Annotated in this window: 18 protein-coding genes and 1 pseudogene; 10 read left to right on the forward strand and 9 right to left on the reverse strand. The window is 41.8% G+C overall.

The features are described from left to right. Positions 1 to 12 precede the first annotated feature (12 nt). Together F6K64_RS28360 and F6K64_RS28365 are read left to right on the forward strand one after the other, a co-directional pair. On the forward strand, positions 13 to 879 hold the full coding sequence (locus tag F6K64_RS28360) for a hypothetical protein (protein WP_287267109.1): 867 nt from the start codon (positions 13 to 15) through the stop codon (positions 877 to 879). Between the two features lie 113 nt (positions 880 to 992). Continuing rightward, positions 993 to 2381, forward strand: coding sequence for a glycosyltransferase family protein (locus F6K64_RS28365; RefSeq protein WP_287267111.1), 1389 nt, complete (start codon positions 993 to 995; stop codon positions 2379 to 2381). An 80-nt stretch (positions 2382 to 2461) separates the two neighbouring features. On the opposite strand, the gene F6K64_RS28370 is transcribed toward F6K64_RS28365, so the two are convergent. Together F6K64_RS28370 and F6K64_RS28375 are read right to left on the reverse strand one after the other, a co-directional pair. Beyond that, positions 2462 to 3169, reverse strand: a complete 708-nt coding sequence (locus F6K64_RS28370; protein WP_287249481.1) for a class I SAM-dependent methyltransferase — start codon at positions 3167 to 3169, stop codon at positions 2462 to 2464. After that, complete coding sequence (locus F6K64_RS28375) at positions 3166 to 4194, reverse strand: glycosyltransferase (RefSeq protein ID WP_287267114.1); 1029 nt, start codon at positions 4192 to 4194, stop codon at positions 3166 to 3168. The genes F6K64_RS28370 and F6K64_RS28375 overlap by 4 nt, the downstream gene beginning before the upstream one ends. A gap of 154 nt (positions 4195 to 4348) precedes the next feature. Between F6K64_RS28375 and F6K64_RS28380 the strand changes: the two are divergent. Then, a pseudogene (locus tag F6K64_RS28380) lies at positions 4349 to 4538 on the forward strand (IS4 family transposase); the annotation flags it as partial. A gap of 18 nt (positions 4539 to 4556) precedes the next feature. Here the strand turns inward: F6K64_RS28380 and F6K64_RS28385 are convergent. From F6K64_RS28385 to F6K64_RS28410, 6 genes are all read right to left on the reverse strand, one after another. After that, the gene (locus F6K64_RS28385; protein WP_287267117.1) at positions 4557 to 5738 is read right to left on the reverse strand and encodes a class I SAM-dependent methyltransferase; all 1182 of its coding nucleotides are present in this window, start codon (positions 5736 to 5738) and stop codon (positions 4557 to 4559) included. A gap of 41 nt (positions 5739 to 5779) precedes the next feature. After that, positions 5780 to 7276: a methyltransferase domain-containing protein gene (locus F6K64_RS28390; RefSeq protein ID WP_287249487.1), complete on the reverse strand. Its 1497-nt coding sequence runs from the start codon at positions 7274 to 7276 to the stop codon at positions 5780 to 5782. A 150-nt stretch (positions 7277 to 7426) separates the two neighbouring features. Next, complete coding sequence (locus tag F6K64_RS28395) at positions 7427 to 10786, reverse strand: glycosyltransferase family 4 protein (protein ID WP_287267120.1); 3360 nt, start codon at positions 10784 to 10786, stop codon at positions 7427 to 7429. A 212-nt stretch (positions 10787 to 10998) separates the two neighbouring features. Then, positions 10999 to 11970 carry a glycosyltransferase family 2 protein gene (locus F6K64_RS28400; RefSeq protein ID WP_287249491.1) on the reverse strand — a complete coding sequence of 324 codons (972 nt, stop codon included), beginning with the start codon at positions 11968 to 11970 and terminating at the stop codon, positions 10999 to 11001. Positions 11971 to 12330: 360 nt separating this feature from the next. After that, the gene (locus tag F6K64_RS28405) at positions 12331 to 13080 is read right to left on the reverse strand and encodes an ABC transporter ATP-binding protein (protein WP_287249492.1); all 750 of its coding nucleotides are present in this window, start codon (positions 13078 to 13080) and stop codon (positions 12331 to 12333) included. After that, complete coding sequence (locus F6K64_RS28410) at positions 13081 to 13887, reverse strand: ABC transporter permease (protein WP_008188064.1); 807 nt, start codon at positions 13885 to 13887, stop codon at positions 13081 to 13083. A 358-nt stretch (positions 13888 to 14245) separates the two neighbouring features. Here F6K64_RS28410 and F6K64_RS28415 point away from each other — a divergent pair, with 358 nt between their 5' ends. The 3 genes from F6K64_RS28415 (at position 14246) to F6K64_RS28425 (ending at position 18218) form a co-directional block, all read left to right on the forward strand. Beyond that, on the forward strand, positions 14246 to 15934 hold the full coding sequence (locus F6K64_RS28415) for a capsule biosynthesis protein (protein WP_287249495.1): 1689 nt from the start codon (positions 14246 to 14248) through the stop codon (positions 15932 to 15934). Between the two features lie 528 nt (positions 15935 to 16462). Next, entirely contained in the window at positions 16463 to 17434 is a 972-nt protein-coding gene (locus F6K64_RS28420) for a glycosyltransferase family 2 protein (protein ID WP_008188061.1), read from the forward strand. A 19-nt stretch (positions 17435 to 17453) separates the two neighbouring features. Beyond that, positions 17454 to 18218 carry an FkbM family methyltransferase gene (locus F6K64_RS28425; RefSeq protein ID WP_287249497.1) on the forward strand — a complete coding sequence of 255 codons (765 nt, stop codon included), beginning with the start codon at positions 17454 to 17456 and terminating at the stop codon, positions 18216 to 18218. A gap of 175 nt (positions 18219 to 18393) precedes the next feature. Here the strand turns inward: F6K64_RS28425 and F6K64_RS28430 are convergent, their stop codons facing one another. Then, on the reverse strand, positions 18394 to 18597 hold the full coding sequence (locus tag F6K64_RS28430; protein WP_287249499.1) for a hypothetical protein: 204 nt from the start codon (positions 18595 to 18597) through the stop codon (positions 18394 to 18396). A 2-nt stretch (positions 18598 to 18599) separates the two neighbouring features. Here F6K64_RS28430 and F6K64_RS28435 point away from each other — a divergent pair, with 2 nt between their 5' ends. The 4 genes from F6K64_RS28435 (at position 18600) to F6K64_RS28450 (ending at position 21900) form a co-directional block, all read left to right on the forward strand. After that, complete coding sequence (locus F6K64_RS28435; protein WP_287249501.1) at positions 18600 to 19538, forward strand: glycosyltransferase family 2 protein; 939 nt, start codon at positions 18600 to 18602, stop codon at positions 19536 to 19538. A gap of 148 nt (positions 19539 to 19686) precedes the next feature. Next, positions 19687 to 19842 (forward strand): hypothetical protein, encoded by a 156-nt coding sequence (locus tag F6K64_RS28440; protein ID WP_008188058.1) that lies wholly within the window; start codon positions 19687 to 19689, stop codon positions 19840 to 19842. Between the two features lie 162 nt (positions 19843 to 20004). Next, positions 20005 to 21078, forward strand: coding sequence for an N-acetylneuraminate synthase family protein (locus F6K64_RS28445; protein WP_008188057.1), 1074 nt, complete (start codon positions 20005 to 20007; stop codon positions 21076 to 21078). A 15-nt stretch (positions 21079 to 21093) separates the two neighbouring features. After that, positions 21094 to 21900: an SDR family oxidoreductase gene (locus F6K64_RS28450; protein WP_008188056.1), complete on the forward strand. Its 807-nt coding sequence runs from the start codon at positions 21094 to 21096 to the stop codon at positions 21898 to 21900. The last annotated feature ends 101 nt before the right edge of the window (positions 21901 to 22001 follow it).

A 22001-nucleotide genomic window follows, 5' to 3' on the forward strand; every position in this document is an offset into this window, starting at 1 on the left:
GGTAATACAGTCATGAATAAACAGGATTCAGTTATAGAACAAATTAAACAAGACCGAAAGATTCGAGCAGGGGATGATCCACGAAGGTTAGAGCATTTTGGGTTTAAGGTACACTCTCAATCGGATGAAGACGGCATTATAGAAGAAATCTTTAATAGAATTGGGATAAAATCCCAGGTTTTTGTGGAGTTTGGAGCAGAAACAGGACGAGAAAACAATAGTCATTATCTTTTAGAAAAGGGATGGACAGGATTGTGGATAGAATCCTTGCCAGACTATGCAAAAACTATTCGAGCCAATTATCAAGATGCCATCGGTGAAGGTCGCTTAAAATTTATCGAAGCGGCAGTTAACGCCGAAAATATTAATGATTTAATTGAAAGTGCTGGTATTACTGGAGAAATTGATTTTCTTTCAGTGGATATTGATAGTAATGACTATTACGTCTATGAGGCTATTTCGGTTATACAACCTAGAGTTGTTTGTTTAGAGCACAATCATTCCTATCCACCACCTCAAGAATGGATCATGCCCTATGACCCTAATTTTCGCTGGGATTGTAATTCTAGTGCTTATGGAGCTTCTCTTGTAGCTTTAGAGAAGCTAGCTCGCCGTAAGGGGATGGTGTTAGTAGGTTGCGGATTATATTCTGCCAATGGATTTTATGTGCGTGAAGATTTAGTCAATGATGCCTTTTCTCCTCCCTTTACTCCTGAGCGTTTTTTTAACCCTTTAGACTATCAAAAAATTGTTAGTTTTCCTCCTAGAGCTGCGGGGGATGCAAAGCCAAGTAACTCTCATCCCTTTAAGATAATCGGGGGGTTTGTGAAAATAAAAACAAAGCAATTATTGAAGCAGATACTGGGAAAAAGTAATTGAATCCAACCAGTGTCTTGATGCAAAGCGCGAGTGGTTTACCCCATGAGCGACTGCATCGCTTCTGCATATTAATACCGTTTTAAGGGTGTTTTTATCAATGGTTATTGAGGGTGATGAAAAATAAATTAATCAATTACCATATTTCTAATATTTGCTTGTTACTACTATGTCTGTTTTGTGTAGCATTAAACTCATCTTTTGGTCGGCCAATTTGGATTGATGAGTTTTTACATTTTGCTTTCGGTAGCTATGACACAACGGCTGAAGCTTGGAACGCTATCAGTCAGTCTATTCTAACGATTAATCATGGACAAACAGGCATTTATATGCTTATTGACCACTGGTTGATGCAGCTCTTTGGTGCTAACATCTTTTGGCTAAGATTTCCCAGTATTTTCTCTGGTTTGGTCTTGTTTTTAGCAGCAATTTATCTTTTCCGTCTTTGGGGCATGCCCTTTTTCTGGCAAGTTATTGGTATTCTTGCTCTTTTTTCTCAAACTCAGCTAATGTATTTTGTGGGTGAAGCCCGCCCTTATATGCCTTTAGTAACTGCTACCGTTTGTACCTTAGCCTATTACAGTACCCCTTTGCCCCAAAGAACCCGTGCTATTTTTACATTTTTTGGATTATTTTCTATTTTAATGGGGGTACTATTCCATCCTTATTTTTCTGTTTATTGGTTGGCAATTATTGTATTTACATACTTGCAAAAATTGATTCAAACGGGCGGAAAAATTTCAATTAACTCTGTTCTTAAACATACTAATATTCCTCTTTCTGTCCTCGGCACAATAGTCTATTTTACTTTAGGATTATTAACTTGGTTACGAGAGCGCCCAGAGTTTACATTTGCTCCTTTTCATTGGGTAAAAAAGGATGAGTTACTCATCACTTTTATGGAATTCAGTCATTTTGAATTTTTACAAAAACTTTTATATCCCTTGCTTATTATCATTTTCGTTATTTTCTCAATTATTATAGTTTACCCAAAACTTAGGAAAGTTTATCTTAAAGAGCTAATCAGTCCTGTTTTTCTAATAATTATAGCCTTGGGAATATCTATAGTTTTATCTTATGTCTCTTTTCGGAGTAACTATTGGATTCTACCAAGACAATGGGTAGCTTCAATCTCACTTGTTCCTTTGGCTTTTGTTTGGCTTGGGTATAAAATATCAAAAATTTTTGCTAAAATTAATATAATTCTAGCTTTTTCATGGATAATGCTTTGTTTTACTCCTATAGTTATTCAATTTAATAAAGTAGCTATTTCTAATTATCAAGCTCTTAGAGAAAGGTTGGCTCAAATTTCGGTAATCTCAAAAAAATATCAATATTATTTTGAGTATTTAGAGTCTCTAGAATATTTTGAACCCCCTAAAAATTTACAAAATCAAAATGTTGATGAGTCTAACCAGTATTGGGTGTCTTTAGCTAATAAAAACCTTCAACAAGGTGGTAGAGTTTGGAAAGGTTTTAGAGGTTATTATGGCCATCCAAAATGAATTAGGAAATGGTGCTATCCAAAAAAAAATTTAGGGTTAATTTTAAAAACAAACTATAAAATTAACTTTTATCAATTTGATCAGGAGATTTTTTTTGCTATTAGCAGAATTGATTTTCCTAATTTATATCTGAAGATAGGATCTAACTTTCTAGAGAGAGGAACCATTAATCTATCCCATACTTGTATTTGTTTTAAAGTTGGTTGACTTTGCTTAAGTATCAGTTTATTAGCTAGACTAGCTAGTAAACCCACACTATCTAAATAGAGACATTTAACAATCTTGAGATTATCTGGTATTATTGCTTTAAGACTGGATTGACTATAGCGACGATAGTGACCAATAGCTGCATCGAAGGGAGTAAACAATCTTTGATGAGCCGGACCTAAAATAACTAAATTTCCATTAGCTTTTAGATGTTGAGACACTTTGATGACTTCTTGATTATCATTGCGGATATGTTCTAAAACATCAATGTAGAAAATTGAATCAAAGAATTGCTCATTAGTCAAACTATCAATAGTTCCATTGCGGGCATAACAGTTGATGATACCATTTAAATCAATCGATTTTTCTAGAGCATGGAAAAGCTGATTGTCTGGCTCTAGGCACAACCACTGACTATATTGGGAGCGACAGAGTAAACGGGTGTTGCTTCCTATGCCTGCCCCAACTTCTAAGACATCACCTTTGATATATTTGCTTAATAATACTCTTATATAGTTCTTCCAATTATTGGCTTGAGCAAATAGCTCTAACTCTGTCCCGACATAGGTAAACTGGCTCATGGTTTTAAAGGAAAGAAATCATCAACGTAATATTTATAATCGCGAACTGGAATCAAGTTGGACTGATTGCGCGTTGACAGAATGATCAGACTGAAAACAGTGCCGATTAAGACAAGTTGCAACATAGATAGAACTAATAAACCCGACACGTAGGTGGCCCAGCCTGGTATCCCCCAATCGGTAAAGACTCTAATCAGCAAAACTAAGCCTAAGAGCAACAATAAAATAACTAATAAAACTACGATACTTAATAAGATTCTCGTCCCAACAATATCTCCGTACACCGCAATAGAACTCAAGCCATGTGTCACGAGGGACACTAAGTTCATCTTGGGCTGTCCAGCTAGTCGCTTTGCGCGGGGCACATCTACTTCAATATAGGGAATTCGAGAGCGATAAATGCCTGATGAGTAATGATTCCAAATTTCTGAAATTACTACGACGTTCTTCAATAAATAAGCAGGTAATAAACTGAAATTACCGACGCTAATTTCTTTCCCTATAAGCAGGAGATAAAGCTTTTTGTAAATGAAATATAAAAACTTAAATGTGTAGCTTTCAGAGCGCTTACTCCGCTTAGCAAAAATTATTTTATTGTTACCTGTCTTGTCCGAGACATTCAGGAGGTGCTCTATCGCAAAGGGATTATCTTCCCCATCACCATCCATCACCACAACCCAGTCGCAGTCTGAGTGGCTATATACATAGGACAAGCCAACCGCTATCGCTCTCTGGTGACCAAGGTTGCGGCGAAGTCGAAGGATGTTAACTGCTCGAATCTGGCGATGTTCTTGATGAGTAAGTGAATGTGGGATGGGCATCGTTGAATAGTCATCAACAATAACAACTTCTAAATTGGTGCCCTGAGGAATAATAATCTCATCAATAAGTAGCAGTAGCTTTTCCAGAGCTTCCCAGTCATTAAATGAAGGAATGACAATGACTAGATTTCTCCTATCAGTCAAGTCAGTAATTAGAGACTGATTTAGAGACTGTTTTGGCGGTGAGAGCTTTGGGAGTCCCATTTATTTCCTCTCAGACTTTGAAAAACTAATAAGTTAGAGTACATGTTTTCCTGCCAAAAGTCTACCCCTCACTTCAGTACAGGACAAAAAGGTTGAAAAGAAGAGCAGGATGGGGTTTCATCCGAATTTAGGAGAGTGATATCAAAACCCATAAATTAATAATAGCGAATTGAAGAAAGCCCTCCAACCCCATTTGGGATAGCACAGAGCGAGAGTTTCGTTTCTAGCCAAGTTCAATCTGCCATTGCTGAAAGTAAACACAGTGAACCTGAGTGAACTCGGATTGTAATTTGAGTCAGGCTATGCCTGACTCAAATTACAATCGACTGCAACAATTTTTTCGACGTTAATTGTTTGAAATTTTATTGGTTATCTATTGGTAGACCAACCAACCCTTTAAATTTAAACCAGAGCGATCGCAATTTCCAAAACTTACTGGTCTTCATGGCCGCCACTTCTAGTTTGCTGTGGTGTAATTCGTATTGAGTTTGTTGCAGTTCTATACTTTTACTCTCTTGAAGTTGTTGGGATTGAACTAACTCTACTTGGGTATTTTGTAATTGCTCTTGAGTTTGTTGTAATTGCTCTTGAGTTTGTTGTAATTGCTCTTGAGTTTGTTTAAATTGAGTTTGAACTAGCTCTACTTTACCTTTAGCGTTTTGTAATTGCTTTTGAGTGTCTTGTAATTGCTCTTGAGTTTGTTTAAGTTTAGTTTGAACTAGCTCTACTTGGGCATTTTGGAATTGCCCTTGAGTTTGTTGTAATTGGTCTTGAGTGTCTTGTAATTGCTCTTGAGTTTGTTTTAGCTTAGTTTGAGATTGTTCTAATTCTATGCTTCCGCTCTCTTGAAGCTGTTGTGATTGAACTAGCAATGTCCGCAATTCATTTAGTTCTTGTAATTCCTCCGAGAGTTCTTGAGTCGTTTTCACTCGACCACAGGCAAGGGTCGTTGAGTACTCGTGGTCTGTAAGACGAAATTTTACAATATCATGCCATAGATAGTCGCATCCAGGCCAAGTTTCAACAACATCATGAAAAGCCATCCATCCCCCAACTTTCATCAGGGGTAATAATAACCCAAAATCAGTCAGCACATCTAAGTATTCATGAGAACCATCAATAAACACAAAGTCAATCGTCTTTTCTCCAGTTAATTCACCCCAACGCTTCATAATTTCTGAAGAATATCCCTGAAACGATTTGATATAGGGAGTCAGTTGGTAATTTTCAAGGTTTTCTTTCCAGACCTCAAAGACACTCTTTTCAGGTAAGTCCGGACATTGCCCTATCCATGGATCAATACAGTAGATCTTGCGATTACTTCCTACACAGGCAAACGCCATAGCTGCCGTAGACCTTCCTTGATAAGAGCCAACTTCAACAATAAGAGCATCCTCAGGAAGGGACTTTACTTTATTGAATAAAAACTCTTCTTGACCAGGAACTAGGAAACCATCAATGGTTTCAACAGCTTCTTTCACCGTCTCATAACTGTTGAATGGTTCCTTAGCACTGACAACTTGATTGAGTACCGTATCAAGCATGATTAAACTCCTGTTTTAGCTGACGTTAATTATTGAAAATTTTATTCGTTATCTGTAGGAAAACCAACAAACCCTTTTAATTTGAACCAGAGCGATCGCAATTTCCAAAACTTACTGGTCTTCATCGCCGCAATTTCTACATTAATTACCTTCAACTTAGTCTCAGTTTCGTTCAGTTGGTTCTGAATCTGCTGTAATTGATTTTGCTGAAAATCCTGAATTTTTTCCTGTGACTGTGCCAATTGTGACTGACTATTCTGAAGGTGTGAGTGTATTTGGGTTAATTGTGACTGAGTATGCTGAAGGTCTGAATGTACTTGGGTTAATTGTGACTGAGTATGTTGAATTTCTGAGTAAGCATGTACTAACTGTGACTGAGTATGCTGAACTTCTGAGTTTGATTGATTTAGTTGTGACTGACTATGTTGTAGATCTAAGTGGGCATTGGTCAATTGTGACTGAGTATGTTGAAGGTCTGAGTGGGCTTGGGTTAATTGTGATTTAGTCTGCTGGAGGTCTGTGACAGTTGCACTGACCTGAGAGCGCAAGGAAGCTATCTCTTGATCCTGTTGCTCAATAATCTTCAGAAGCTCAGCACGCCTAGTCTCGCTAGTTTGATACTGAACTTGGATATTTTGATACTGAACTTGGAGTTGATTAAACTCAGATGATTTGTCCAGTAATGCCTGAACCATTCGCCCAGATGGACTCTTGAGCAGATAGTAACTAATTTGCTGATCAGTATAGCGCACCAAAGCCTGCCGACTAGCTACGAAAAACATATCATAGTCGAACAACTGTTGTTCAAATTGCAGAAATTCAAAACCGAGGTTTTTAAAGAATTGCGACACCCCTCGCCTACTCAAAAGATGGATATGCTCAATAGATTTCATTTGGTGTAAAAAATTATCCTTTTGAGCAACCATCTCTGAATAGGTTTTACCCTCTTCATAATTTGGCATCTGCACAATGAAAATACCATCTTCCTTAAGAAGAGATGCCCCATGGCTCATGGTAGCCACTGGATCAGGTAGATGCTCCAGGACATCGTAGAGTACGATGGCATCAAACAATTCCGATTCTAGTTGCTGATCCTCGATCGGTCCTGACAAAATGGGCATATTGAATGTCTGTTGTGCGAATTCCACCACCCAAGGGCTAAGTTCTAAACCCATAGCATCAAAACCTGCCCAGCCCATCATTGCCACAAAGCCACCATGAGCACAACCTAACTCAAGCACTTTGGCTGGCGGTAGTTTATAAGCCATCAGTGTACGCAACCAGTGGAGGCATCGCTCTGGTAAGTCTTGACGGGCTCGTTGACGAATATCAGGAAAACCATAATGCTCGGTCTGATAAGACAACCAGTATTCTTTACCGTAGAAGTCATGGTTATCATCCTGTACACGAAGCTGCTCAGACCTCAAACCAGTTTTTGACACTAGAGTGCCACATTCAGAGCACGCCAAGTAGTCGGGGGAAAATTCAGTTAGCTCAGTATTTCCACACCAACAGATATCTCTAAAGGTTTGTGTCATGTTGTTGTTACACCCAGGTATTGATAAATTAGCTCGAACTTAAGTCTGGTCACAAGTCCGGATTGAAAACCCTTTTTTTAATTCACTCCCCAGAGACGGAATAAAAATAAAGGGTCTTAAGAATTAAGACTTGGAAAACTGGGCTGTTATCTACAACAGGTTAATGTTTTGTAGTACCGTCAAACCTATCAACGCTAATCCCCCACCACCCATGACAATTCTGACCCGGCGGAGAACCTGAGGCTTCATATAGCCCAGATAGCCCACCATACCTAACATTAGTGCAATGGACAACAAACTACCGCCAAGACTAAAGAATAGATTTCCTTGGATAGGAGAAACGAATGACATTAGTTGCACTAGAGTCCTGTTAGCATACATTGCGGTAGATAGCAGTAGTAAGTTGATCCCTAAAATTAGACTAACTAGTGGAACTAACAGGGGTTTTAGTCGAAACCAGCCTGACCGCAGTTTCCAGAATTGATTGGACTGCATTGCAGCTAGAGTTGACCCTGCTTCTTGAAGTTCCCGCTGTTTTTGGTGAAGTTGAGCCTCTGCGTACCTCAATTGCTCTTCGAGATCCCCTGACTGAAGCTGAGTTGGCTGAACTTGAATTAGGGACGGACTTGGGGGTAGCTTTTCTTGGATTTGAGCCTGTAACTTCCTGAATTCTCCCCAAAGGGGGGAACCTATACCAGTACCATCATTTTTGATGGTCTTAGCAGTTTCGACCATAACCTCTGCCACAGTCTCGGCCATCTTTGACCAGGAAAATTTCTTCGCGTGTTCAAAACCATCAGCAATCAACTGCTTACGAACCTCTGGGTTTTGAACTTTGTACAGAGCATCAATCAGCTCGTAAACATTAGATTGATCCACATACAATGCTGCTTCCCCAGCTGCTTCCGGAAGAGAGGAGTGACGACAGGTAATTACAGGGCAACCACACACCATTGCTTCGGTAACTGGTAATCCGAAGCCTTCGTACAGAGAGGGGACAACCAGAGCGATCGCACCAGAATAAGCTACTTTCAATTCTTCATCACTCAGGGGCAGAACCTGGGTTGTTATTCCTGCTGCCAGGGCAGCTAGCTCAGGTTCTAACTCAGGTCTACCACCTACACAAACCACCCCAAACTCTTCCTTATCCACCAGCTTAGATAATGCTCTGAATAGAAAGATAGCGTTTTTATAGCCATTAACACCTGTTCTTTCTCCTACTAAGAGTAAGTAGGGTTTTGTCACATTGAATTTAGTCTTAAACTCATCGATATCATCATCGCTTGCCGGGGAAAAAACCTTTTTGATCCCACAGTGAGCTACCGTTACCTTTGACCGGGAAATATGGGGAAAAAACTTAATCAGATCTCGAGCCGTACTTTCGGATATCGTAATATAACGTGAGGCGTGTAAGATACCGTAATGTTTCTCTTTCCAACCTGCTTCGTTAAGATTGGCTCCGATCACTTCTGGAATCATGTCATAAGCCATAAATACAGAAGGAGTAGATAGGGGTGCGGTATAGTAGCTGGAAATGAATAGATCAGTCCCTTTTTCATCACAGATTTCCTGCAACAAGTCAGCATCTGCTCCCGTTTTGTTGTAATCGTAAGCTCGAATGGGGCGATAGCGAATTCCAGGAATCCTCGGAGCCGTTCCAGCCCGGTCTAAAACAATCACATGGTTCCCAAAGCCATTAGTTGCCCATACCTCTAGCAAAGACTTCCAGACTTGGGAAATCCCAGAGTTAGGAAAAAATTGGAAAAATACCCCATCAAGCACAATTTGGGGGAATGGTCTTTCAATCTTCATAGTTTGTTGCTGAAATTCTTCCAGTTGCAAAAACTGCCATTTTTCGCCGTCAGGCTCCTTCTGAGCAATCGGCACTATACCACAGATATCCGCCGGTTCAACCAGGGTTTCATCCTCAACCCAAGATAAATGTTGACGCAGAAAAACTGGAAATTCAGACTGCTGCTGTAGTCCCTGCCAGTCGGCCAGAGCATTCTGGTAGCCGTAGTAGCTCTCCTTAAACTGCAACTGTTCCGGTGTTACATAAGCAAAATGTTGAAAGACCAGTCCCTGCGCTTCGGTTTCTCGATGTAAGAATGGATTTATGGTTGCTACATCTTGCCCATGATTAGCTGACTGATTAGCTGACTGATTTGACTGATTAGACTGATTAGTTGACCACGGTTGGACTAGCCTTGGGGGTTCGTGGGCTGCCCAGACAGCTCCTGGTTTAAACCTCCAGAGGCGCAACCATTCCTGTTTGGGGTTTTGTGTATAGCAATTGCGACTGGTGACAATTAAATTTTCTCCAACGAAATACCAACACCAGAACAAAGCAGCCGTCTTGTCAGGTTGGTCGATGAACATCTGTCGAGCTTTACAGATTTGCTCAGTTGTCCACAACTCATCCACATCTACCTGCCACAACAGACACTCTTGTTGGATATTCTCAAGGGGAGCATTCACCATTTCTCGCTTGCCCTCCCAGAAAACCCCATCAGGTTTGCGATAGACGGTGATCTGGTCAGGGTAGCGTTCCATCAGTTGGTCGAGATACTCTGTGGTGCCATCAATACTACGACCGTTGTGGTGAATTTCATCACTGACATACCCACCCGTCGCTAAACTCCAGGCAGTATCATGCTTCAATTTCGCTACACCTTCAATAATGTGCCAATGCCATGGGAATGGCAGTTTACTGAAGACGTCAATATGGTAGCGAATGAAGGGTTCACCATTGAGAACAATTGTAAAAAAATTGATGGGAAGAGGGGTTGAGGCTTGACCTGACTGCCCACCTAAATGGTGACTACCCGCTTTAGCAAAAATGGAGTAACCATTGCGCACAGACGCATTTTGCTCAATCAGTTTATAGTTTTTATCTCTTAATAACCGATGGTGATTACTATAATTTTTGTAGGTACAAATATCATCAAGTAGGATGTATTTGGCTCCGTAAACCTGATCCAATTCCACCTCACCCGTGAACTCGGAGCCGTCGATTAAGACTAGATCAAAATCCTCGATCTGGTTTTCTTGCTTAATCGTTTCAATCCCATCTCCAGAGGTTCCCATTTCCCTAACATAATCGATATCTTGACGAAGCCAACCCAAGACTTGTTCAAGAGGGTAGTTATTTAGAGGGGTACGATGGGAATTATAAAATTCTCTGACTTCATCTTGCCTAGGAAACTGTTCTAGGGAAATTGATGAAATATTGTAGCACTTTACAAAAGAATCCTCCCGATAGCGTTCCCTTAACTCAGTAAAACGAGGTTTTGAAACCTCCATACAGAATAACACTGGATTAGACGGGTTTTCCCGCAGCCCCTTCACAAACGCTTCGGTGCTTCCCGCACCGGATGAAGACCCGATTTCTAGAACCGTCTTGATATCTTCTTCCCGAGCTATCCTCTGAATCGCTCTATAAAAATCGTCGTCTTTAATCTCAGGAGGAATCACATAATCTAGTTCGGATTCTGACCTATTACTTGGCATATTACACAGCCCCTCACACACACCTGACCATAAATTTGGCAGTAAATAGCAATAATTAAGAAGTTTAACTTGTTATAACAAAGGGAACAGGGAACAGGGAACAGGGAACAGGGAACAGGGAACAGGGAACAAAAATTATCACAATTCATTTAGTATCCCTATAGTATTTATAACCTGTTAGTCTAAGGTATTAGTCTAAGTTGTTATCCTAATCAGACTTGTTCCAAATTCGTCAAGTTGAGTTTGATATTAGAACTTTGTCCATTCTGATTTATATCGGTTTCCCTCTCAACAATTTTCGCAATTTCAGCAATTTTCGCCCGGGCTTGCTCTAATTCAAGCTTTAGGGCATGGTATTCCGTTTCAACGGCTTGATATTTGTTTTCAAGAGCTGTATAGTTGAGATTTAGTGTATTTCTACCGTTTTCGGCATTTTGAAGCCATTCTCTCAGGTTAATGACGAACTCCTGATATTTGAGGATTCTTCTGTTCAACCAGTAGGAATCTTGATACATTGGGCATTGGTTCTGAATACTATAGGATTCAGGTAGGGATAGTCTTAACTGACTAGAAAGTCCTCCTGCATAATAGGATGTGATTGTGCGAGGATAGTAACACAATTTCACAGTCTCATTCTGGATTAGCCTCAGAAACCATTCATAATCCGATGATATTCTGTAGCGTTCATTGAAAAGCCCTATCTTAGAGAAAAACAAGTTAGCTCTGGAGAAGCTGGCTTGGTGAGGCAAACATCCACAAATCAGTTCATCAGCTACATCTTCAGGCATGGGAGGCTTCACTAAAAAGGAAGACCCAGATTGCTCTCTAACCTCTAGGTCTCCATACACAAAATCACAGGAGGGATTTGCCAACAGGAAGTTAACGGTATCTTGGATTACCTTTTTATCAAGATAATAGTCATCTGAGTTAATAAAAGCAATAAACTCACCAGAGGAGTACCTAACTCCCTTATTCATGGCTTCATAGATACCGCCATCAGGTTCGCTAATAAATCTGCTAATGTGATCACTATATTTATGAACAATCTCCTTAGTTTTGTCTTGGGAGTTGCCATCAATAATAATGTACTCTATATCCTCATAGGTCTGAGAGACGACACTCTTGATCGCTCGTTCTATAAATCGCTCAGCATTTTTACATACAGTGATAATTGAAATCCTCACATGCTCCTCCTCAAAATTATCACTATTAGGGTGATAAGACTTGTTTAACAGATTTAACCTAAGCATTCAGCAGTCAGCTATCAGCGTGTCGCGTATCAGCTTATGGGCTACAGATGGTGCTACCAGGCGCTTTAAATGCACGGGATTGGATCAGTGAAATGAGCAGGGATTTTTAACCAACCGTACCAGCCCCCCGATGCTTGTTTACTACCTCCCATTTATTAGCTGACGGCTGATAGCTGACGGCTGATAGCTGACGGTTTAACTATAGGTTTAACTATATTCCAACTGCTGAGATTACCATCTTTCATTTACCTTAAGCTTTTAACTTTTGTTTAAAACTTTTAACTTTTTTTAAGGTTAAACCACTTCCTTAACACTATTTAAGTAGGAATCGACTACCTCATTGCTCTCTCCCGCTAACTTTATCCTGCCTTTGTCTAACCAAATTACCCGCTTGCAGTAATGGCGCACAAAGGATAAATCATGGGAGACCACTAAAACAGTGGCATGAGCCTCCCAAAATCTTTCCATGCGTCGCTGGCACTTAATTCTAAAACTTTGATCCCCTACGGATAACACTTCATCTAAAATTAAGATATCTGGCTGTACATCAGTGGCAATGGCAAAGCCTAGCCGCGCTGACATCCCTGAGGATAATCCTTTCACTGGCATTAACTTGTAGTCTTCTAGCTCAGCAAACTCCAAAATCGATGGGGTTCTGAGTTTCATCTCTTGTTTAGAGAAACCTAGCATCACGCCATAGAGTTTGATATTATCCACTACCGAAAGTTCCGGATCGAATCCAGCTCCTAGCTCAATCAGAGGAGCGATTTCACCTCTGATCCATACCTGACCCCCTGTCGGCTTTAATATGCCACAGATAACTTTAAGTAGCGTTGATTTTCCTGAACCATTCGGTCCAATGATGCCGATTTTTTCCCCAGCTTCTACTGCTAGATGAATGTCATCAAGGACTAAATTCCTGGAAGGTTTGCGGTATTTTCCCTCCAAAAACGATAGTATGGTTTTCTTGAGGTCATAGGAAAACTCTTCTTGGGTTCTTCGCCACAATGAAACCCGATCGAGTCTAATAACTTCTTCTGTCATCTATAACAAATCCATGAAGTGAGGCTGCCAAACTCGAAAGCAAGTCCAGCCTAAGGATACAATTACTATGGCACTTAGGCATGAGTGTCCAATTAACCCTACATCTGGCAAACCTCCTGACAAAGAAATCTGTCGAATGCTTTCAATAATCGGCAATAAGGGATTTAAAAACAAAAAGGGTTGAACCGCCTCTGGGACAATTGCTGCTGGATAAAAGACTGGAGAGCTAATCCAGATCACAAAGCATACTAGTTCGTAGAAATAAGGTAAATCCCTAAAGAAAACATAGAGAACACTGACGAAAAAACCGAGGCCGATACTAACCAAAATTAATGCGATTAACGGAAGACTCAACGCTAGCAAATTGACTACACTTTTTGAAGTAAGCAACGTGACAATAGCTAGGAGAGGAAAGCTGCCAACAGCTAACTGAAACACGTTAGCAGCAATGGTTGAAACTGGGAAGACACTGATTGGTAAACGAACTTTATTCAACAGGGCACCATTGCCAACTACGCTGACTAATGCTTGGTTGGTTGAAGCGGAGAAAAAGTTAGTGACAAGCAACCCAGTAAAAGCCGCCAGAATATAGTTAATGGTTGAGTTGTCATAATAAGAGGCAAAGGTAGCACCAAAAATTGCTGTATATAGTCCTGTCATAATCAAAGGATTTAACAAAGACCAATATACTCCCAGAAGCGATCCTCGATAACGTCCCTTCAGATTTCGCTCTGTTAATATATACAGCAACTCCCAATAGCGCTGAAGTTGCCACCGTGCGGTGTTAGCCTTGAGGGATAAGGTCATAATTTATACACCGAAGATATAGAACCGAATATGAATATATAGAACCGAATATATAGGGATTCAAGTTAGCCTCCCCACTGGTTCTTAGATGCGCATTTTTAGAACCATAACATATACTGCGAAGAAATTCGCCCTGTCGTGTTCCCACCCCGCACTTTTGGTTACGGCGCGTTCGCGTAGCGTAGACCTTTGGGCTAATCGCATAAGCGCGGAAGCTGAGGCCGTAGGCCACGCTTTGCGAACGCTTCATCGCGCAACCGTTCTGTTTCGGTGTGTATATTCTTATCATAGTTTAGGGAAATTTGTCGAGTAGGAACTTGTTATAATCCCTTGAGAAGTAAGTATCTGACTTGATTATATGTCTCTGACTAGTGCTGACGAACTAGAGCCAAGTCCCTTGCTTTCTTGGCAACTAGGGCAAAGTAACTTGTTAGATTGGCGAGCTATTATCGAAACTAACCCCTCCCTCTGGAGAGAAGCCAAGCAACGGTCTCACCAGGGACCAATGGTCCTAATAGCAACTACCGTAGGGGGGTCAGCGCCACTGTCACTACCAGAAAGCCTACTAGCAGTAGCCCTTACCCTCAGAGGAGCACAGGTTCATACTCTCCTGTGTGACCATTCTCTGCCTGCCTGCCTCAATCTTCAAAAACTAGATACACCTCAAGAAAGGATTGAAAACTATGATCTAGAAACGATCAAGTGCCAAAAGTGTTTTGCAACCGGTCGTTATCTGTATCAACCGTTGCATTTGACGAACCATGTATTCAGTGAACTGCTCACTGGGCTCGACAGGCTAGAGGCAAAACAGATCGCAGCACACGTAAGGCTATCAGAGATTGAAAACTATTGCCTGGGCAACTGGAATATTGGTGAACACGCCTATGCTGGGGCGCTGCGCTATTTTACCAGCGGGAATCTAGATAACGAACCCAACAGTGAAATCGTGGTGCGTCGGTATTTTGAAGGGGCTTTGCTGACTGCGTATGCTATCAGTAAGCTACTGTGTAACTATAATTTTAAGGCTGCTTGCTTCAATCATGGCATCTACTTACCTCATGGCATCATTGGTGAGGTGTGTCGCTCACGCCAAGTGCGGGTGGTTAACTGGACGATTGCCTACCGCAAGCGTTGCTTTATTTTTAGCCATGGAGACACTTATCATCACACTATGCTCAGTGAGCCTCTCCATGCCTGGGAAACCATGCCTTGGAATCAGGCAATGACAGATGACATCCTACAGTATTTGAAAAGTCGATGGCAAGGCACTCGGGATTGGATTTGGTTTCATGAAAAACCTGATGAAGAATTTAGCCGAAATGCTGAGGAGATGGGGCTTGACCTGAACCAGCCGGTGATTGGGATGCTCACCAATGTGATGTGGGATGCCCAGTTGCACTATCGCGCTAATGCTTTTCCGAATATGCTAACGTGGGTACTCCAGACGATTGAGTATTTTGCTAAACGTTCTGACTTACAACTGCTGATTCGGATTCATCCAGCAGAGATTCGGGGAACGTTGCCTTCTCGCCAACCATTGTTGCCAGAAATCAAGAAGGTCTGGTCTCAATTGCCTAAAAATATTTTCATCATTCCTCCAGAAAGTCCTGTGAGTACCTATGCAGCGATGATGGAGTGCGATTCGGTGATTATTTATGGGACAAAAACTGGAGTAGAGTTGACCAGTGTAGGCATTCCGGTGATCGTTGGTGGTGAAGCTTGGATCCGAGATAAGGGAATCACGATGGATCCTTCGACAGCAGAGGAGTATTTCCAATGCTTGGATAAGCTACCCCTTGGTGAACGGTTAGATTCTAATTCCCTGAAACGGGCGAGGATGTACGCCTACCATTTCTTTTTCAGACGCATGATTCCCCTACAGTTTACCGAACCCCTATCGGAAAATCCTTACGTAAAGCTCAATATTACTAGCCTAGACCAATTACTTCCTGGTGCAGATCCGGGTTTGGATATTATCTGTGATGGCATCTTGTCTGGTTCTCCTTTTATCTATCCAGCGGAACGGTTGGGAATTGATCGCGTCTAAGGATTAAGCATCTGGTGCATCTCATTAAAGCTGTTTGACCCGGTGGGTGGCATGGACATCTTGGTGCCATGAGCATCTTGGTGCCATGAGCATCAGGCGTGGAACGGGGATCAGGCGTGGAACGGGGATCAGGCGTGGAACGGGGATCAGGCGTGGAACGGGGATCAGGCGTGGAACGGGGATCAGGCGTGGAACGGGCATCTTGCCCGTGATCAATTTCCGGACGGACTATCCCAACCAGGCGCGAAGAGGCGGAAAATCAGGGCAAGCCCTTGGGTGGTGCGTTACGGGGCTACTGGCTACGAAGTTGAATATGATGGCAAGGCGCGCCCCTAACGCACCCTACGGACTCGGCCAGCCTTCAGAAAATTTTTAGATTTATCTATCCATAATGACTTGTTATTATAACATAAACAATGGGATAGTTTGATATCATTATCCCCGAGGGTGCAACTATAACGGCCACATCAGATTAAGCTAAATCGCTTAATGGTGATGGCTCCATACAGGTGTGTTCAGGAGTGCCTTATGAACTATATCAAAATTCTAGCTAAGCCTTTTCGTCAAGTCAAACAATTGTATAATGGCTCATTGACTCATTCTCCTATTAAACTAGCTAATCCAGGACCAGCTAATCCAGGACAATTGAGTCATTTGAAGATATTAAAGTCTTTCGCTAAACCGGTAATTAGCTCTGAGAAAACCTGCATCGTCTCGGTGGTGATTGGGAGTTATAACCGTAGACCTTTACTGGAAAAAGCGATTCAAAGTGTTCGAGATAATCAGATTCGGGTTCCCTATGAAATCATTGTGATTGACGGGGGGTCAACGGATGGCTCTTTAGAATGGCTCATTCAGCAGAAAGATATTATTACTATCATCCAACATAACCGAGGGGAATTCCAAGGAAAGCCACTCAAGCGTCGCAGTTGGGGGTATTTTATGAATCTTGGCTTTAAATCAGCTAAAGGTAAATATATTTTGATGATCAGTGATGATTGTCTGCTATTACCGAATGCGGTTAATTTAGGGTTGGACAAGTTTGAAGAGGTGGAAAAAGCTGGCGGAAAAATAGGGGGAGTAGCTTTCTATTTTCGGAATTGGCCAGAGGATGAAGAGTACTATGTACAACATACCCTTGGTGGCAAACTGTTTGTTAATCATGGTATGTACTTAAAAGAAGCCCTAGCAGCAGTTGACTGGGCGGATGAAGAGCGATATATCTTTTATAAAGCTGATGGTGATCTCTGTTTAAAGATGTGGCAGCTTAATTATGAAATTGTAGATTGTCCAGGGGCTTATGTTGAACATTATTATGATCGAAATGAAGCGGTTCGCCAGACTAACAATGCTGTTTTAGACCATGACCGAGAGGCTTACTTGAAGCGATGGGAAGGAATTTATTATCATCGATATAAGCGGGATCTCCGGAGACGAGTAAATAGGTTATATGAGGACAAAAATAGAACAGCAGACCAGTTTATGGACTTAGTTTATTAAGTTTTATAGGAGTAACTAAATGGCTTCGGTGAAACAGGAAATTGGTCGGTTGGTAAATCGTCTGTTAGCATCCATGAATTTAAAGTTGTTAAGGCTTTCAGACTACAAACAAATTGTTGAAGCGAGTCCCGATCCAGGCAGGGAGCTATGGCGATGGCTTCGTGAAAATTATTCGATTAAGACGGTAATTGATATTGGAGCAAATAATGGGGATTTTGCGGAATTTTTAGCCATTTACTTCAATGCTAAACAGACCTATGTATTTGAACCATTGCCATCTTATATATCAGACTTGGAAGGGAAAGGCGCTAAGATTCCTAATCTAAAAATTTTTAATGTAGCGTTGTCGGATTATCAAGGAGAAGAGTTATTCTATGAGAATTCTTATGGGCCAGCTTCTTCCATGTTAAGAATCAGTGAACTATGTAAGAAGGAATTTCCACAGACATCAGGAGAAAGTGAAATGAAAGTAAAGGTTTGCCCCCTGGATGACCTATTACAGTCAGAATTAGAGTCTGATCAATTTGAGAGAGATGTTTTTATAAAAATTGATGTCCAAGGGGTTGAAGATAAAGTGATAAAGGGAGGTAAAAAGCTATTTTCAATAGGGCGATGTGTTCTGGTAGAAATGTCATTTGTTCCCCTGTATAAGGAACAACCATTATTTGAAGAGGTACATGAATGTTTGGTAGAGTTGGGTTACCGATTTGCGGGAATTAAAAATCAAATTAATTCTATCAAGTCGGGACAGCCATTATTCTGTCATTGTTTGTATGTCCGTTAGGGTTGTGCAAGCTATCAGCTATCAGGTATCAGCTATCAGGTATCAGCTATCAGGTATCAGGTATCAGGTATCAGGTATCAGGTATCAGCTATCAGGTATTAGCTATCAGCGGTCAGCTATCAGGTATTAGCTATCAGGTATCAGCTATCAGCGGTCAGCTATCAGGTATCAGGTATCAGCTAATAGCTATTAGCTTATGGGCTACATCACGCTTGTGGCCTGTGCTACGGCTGACCACTGACCACTGACCGCTGACCGCTGACTGCTGTTCGCGTAGCGTGCGGGTAGCGCATATGCTGATAGCTGAATGCTGATAGCTGAATGCTGATAGCTGAATGCTTACGTTAATTTTTAGGAGTGAAGGTGAGGAGTGAAGCAACCATGAAACTTTCTGTTGTTGTTGGTACCTATAATCGATTGAGTCTTCTGAAGCAATGTATTACTAGTATTCTTGAACAAACATCAACCCCTACGAAAATTTATGTAACTGATGCGGGGTCTGATGATGGCACTATTGAGTATTTAAATGCGATCGCATCCTCAAATCCACAGGTGATTCCGATTTTGGTGGGAGAAAAGCTTGGTCAAGCTAAAGCCTATAATGATGTGTTCAGACTGGTAGATACTCCCTATGTGTGTTGGGTAAGTGATGATAATGTCATTGTGAATCAGGGTCTGGATACGGCGGTAAAAATACTTGAGGATAAGCCGAAGATCGCGATGGTAGCCCTGAAAGTAAGGGATAAACAAGGTCCCTTCGTGAGTGCTCCCTACATTGGTGGTGTCTCAGTAATTGGTGTATTAAATGTTAACCAAGGTGTGCTGAGAACTTCCGTATTAAAACAGGTGGGTGGATTCTGTGAAGTATTTCGAGATTATGGGATTGATCCGGATTTGACCACGAAAGTTTTATATTCAGGGAATGATATCGTTTATACTAAAAAAATTGCTATTCATCATTACCGGAATTGGAGTTCGGATCCTAATTCTCCAGAATATGCCCAAATGATGGAGAGGCAAAAGCACTATAAAGCCCTTTATGCGGAACGGTACTCAAAGTATGCTAAAGCAGGTTGGTTATGGCAACTGAAAAAGTATCTTTGGGCATTGTTTCGTAAAGGGATCGGGTTTGATCAACACTACAATTCAGACCAACCGATCTTCTGGAATCTCATCCCTCGGGATTGGCACAACATCATGACCAGTCGGTATATTAGTATCACCGATCCGATGACTACCCAACGTAAAAGTTATCACTTAATTCAACATTGTCCAGGATATTTACGACCGAGATCATTTGAAGTCGAGCCGTTATCGTAAAAGCTATCAGCTATCAGCTATCAGCTATCAGCTATCAGCTATCAGCTATCAGCTATCAGCTATAAGTTATTAGCTATATAGCAATTATATATCCCATAAGGTACAACTTGATCCCCCTAAATCCCCCTTAATAAGGGGGACTTTGAGGTTGACAAGCGTACCTCATAACTGGGAGAAACGCTATAAGTTATTAGCTATCAGCTATAAGTTATTAGCTATCAGCTATAAGTTATTAGCGTGTCGCGTATCAGCTATCAGCTATCAGCTATCAGCTATCAGCTATCAGCTATCAGCTGACGGCTGACCGCTGACCGCTGACCGCTGACGGCTGAAGGCTGACGGCTGACTGCTGAATGCTGAATGCTGACAAAAAGACAAATAAGTATTGAAATCTCAGCTAATTAATGGTAAACCATTGGTCAGTGGTGAAAAACCGATAGGAATTTATTGGTTGTAGGAGTGTAAAATGTCTCGAAGACTGACTATTAATGGCTTTGAAATTCATGACGATAGCGATTGCTTTGTGATTGCTGAAATTGGGAATAACCATCAAGGCAGCTTGGAAAAGTGTAAAGAAATGTTCCGGATTGCTAAGGAATGCGGAGCGAATGCTGTAAAACTACAAAAACGAGACAATCGTGCCCTTTACACGAAAGCTGCTTTTGACAGACCTTATGACCATGAAAATAGTTTTGGTTTGACCTACGGTGAGCATCGGGAGTTTCTAGAATTTGGTGCTTACGAATATCAGGAATTGAAAAAGTATGCTGAAGAAGTAGGGATTACGTTTTTCTCTACTGCTTTTGATATTCCGAGTGCGGACTTTTTGGGTGAGTTGGATATGCCAGCTTATAAGATCGCTTCTGGAGACCTTAAGAGCTTGCCCCTAATTAAACATGTTGCCCAATTCCAAAAGCCGATGATCGTTAGCACCGGTGCAGCTACTTTAGAGGATGTGCAACGGGTTTATGATGCGATCATGCCGATTAACCCCCAGCTGTGTATCCTCCAATGTACGGCAAGCTATCCAGCGGACTTTGAAGAACTTGACCTGAAGGTGATCGAGACCTATCGGGAACTGTTCAGTGATATTGTGATTGGTCTATCTAGCCATGACAACGGTATCGCCATGGCAGTGGCGGCTTATGTTCTTGGGGCTCGTGTGATTGAGAAACACTTTACCCTGAACCGGGCGATGAAAGGAACAGACCATGCTTTCTCGTTAGAACCGACAGGGTTGCGCAAGATGGTAAGAGACCTCAGACGCACTCGCCAAGCTTTTGGGGATGGGGTGAAGAAAGTACACCTAAATGAACGTCCTGCTTACTTGAAGATGGGTAAAAAACTGGTTGCTGGGGATAATTTACCTGTAGGACATGTTTTAAGGGCAGAGGATATCGCGATGAAATCCCCAGGGGATGGTTTACCCCCTTATGAATTGGACCATGTGATTGGTAAAGTCTTAACCAAACCCCTAAGGGTGGATGAGTCGATTATGTTGGCTGGGTTGGTGGAAAATGTTGAAAAGGTTGCTTTGTAGGGTGTTGTTGGCTTCGTGAACTATTTTGACCTCTCTGGCAAAATCGCTATTGTTACTGGAGTCTTAGGTAAACTTGGACCGGTGTGGAGTCGGGCATTACTGGATGCTGGCGCAACGGTTGTGGGGATAGACCTACCATTGGCTCAGGTGCCAAGGTCTTTTGAGCTACTTCAACGGCATTATCCCAAGACTCGTTTGTTTTTGGAGCGGGGTGATATATGCGATCGCACTGCCATCATCGCAATCCGCGATCGCATCCTGACCGACATTGGCATTCCTGCTGTGATTGTCAACAATGCTGGGATTGACCAACCTCCTGGTCCAGTGAAAACCTACAGCTTGGAAGAGATACCCCTAGAGATTTGCCGCAATGTGTTTGAGGTGAATGTCTTGGGAGCATTCCAGGTGACTCAAGTCTTCGGTAGCCCGATGCTGGAAGCTAGACGAGGTTCAATCATTAATATCGGTTCCTTGTATGGGAGCGTATCTCCCGATGCCCGGTTTTATGAGCATCTGGAGTGCGACCCTCCTTTTTTAAAACCCCCTGCCTATGGGGCATCCAAGGCAGCACTGGTGAATTTAACCCGGTACTTTGCTACCCACTGGGGACCCTTTGGCATCCGGGTTAATGCCCTTTCTCCGGGAGGAGTATTGGGTGGACAAGATGAGGAATTCAAAGGTCAATTTTGCGATCGCGTTCCTCTAGGACGGATGGCAGAGTTTGATGATTTACTTGGCCCATTAGTGTTTCTGGCATCCGATGCCTCTGCCTATGTCACAGGTATCGAACTCAGAGTTGATGGTGGTTTTACAGTTTGGTAGATTAGACTCCTACTCCCTATTCCCTATTCCCTATTCCCTATCTTGATTGCTATTGTTTGAACTTCTATTGGTATCATGACTCACCATGAGACACTTCCAAG

The organism is Moorena sp. SIO3A2, from assembly GCF_010672265.1.
Taxonomy (GTDB): domain Bacteria; phylum Cyanobacteriota; class Cyanobacteriia; order Cyanobacteriales; family Coleofasciculaceae; genus Moorena; species Moorena producens.

Bases quoted from the DNA above. Each gene is read 5' to 3' on its own strand.
- F6K64_RS28445 (WP_008188057.1), top strand. From the start codon at position 20,005: ATGTCTCGAAGACTGACTATTAATGGCTTTGAAATTCATGACGATAGC.
- F6K64_RS28385 (WP_287267117.1), bottom strand. From the start codon at position 5,738: ATGCTTGATACGGTACTCAATCAAGTTGTCAGTGCTAAGGAACCATTC.
- F6K64_RS28360 (WP_287267109.1), top strand. From the start codon at position 13: ATGAATAAACAGGATTCAGTTATAGAACAAATTAAACAAGACCGAAAG.
- F6K64_RS28410 (WP_008188064.1), bottom strand. From the start codon at position 13,887: ATGACCTTATCCCTCAAGGCTAACACCGCACGGTGGCAACTTCAGCGC.
- F6K64_RS28375 (WP_287267114.1), bottom strand. From the start codon at position 4,194: ATGGGACTCCCAAAGCTCTCACCGCCAAAACAGTCTCTAAATCAGTCT.
- F6K64_RS28420 (WP_008188061.1), top strand. From the start codon at position 16,463: ATGAACTATATCAAAATTCTAGCTAAGCCTTTTCGTCAAGTCAAACAA.
- F6K64_RS28435 (WP_287249501.1), top strand. From the start codon at position 18,600: ATGAAACTTTCTGTTGTTGTTGGTACCTATAATCGATTGAGTCTTCTG.
- F6K64_RS28365 (WP_287267111.1), top strand. From the start codon at position 993: ATGAAAAATAAATTAATCAATTACCATATTTCTAATATTTGCTTGTTA.
- F6K64_RS28405 (WP_287249492.1), bottom strand. From the start codon at position 13,080: ATGACAGAAGAAGTTATTAGACTCGATCGGGTTTCATTGTGGCGAAGA.
- F6K64_RS28390 (WP_287249487.1), bottom strand. From the start codon at position 7,276: ATGACACAAACCTTTAGAGATATCTGTTGGTGTGGAAATACTGAGCTA.
- F6K64_RS28370 (WP_287249481.1), bottom strand. From the start codon at position 3,169: ATGAGCCAGTTTACCTATGTCGGGACAGAGTTAGAGCTATTTGCTCAA.
- F6K64_RS28395 (WP_287267120.1), bottom strand. From the start codon at position 10,786: ATGCCAAGTAATAGGTCAGAATCCGAACTAGATTATGTGATTCCTCCT.
- F6K64_RS28425 (WP_287249497.1), top strand. From the start codon at position 17,454: ATGGCTTCGGTGAAACAGGAAATTGGTCGGTTGGTAAATCGTCTGTTA.
- F6K64_RS28415 (WP_287249495.1), top strand. From the start codon at position 14,246: ATGTCTCTGACTAGTGCTGACGAACTAGAGCCAAGTCCCTTGCTTTCT.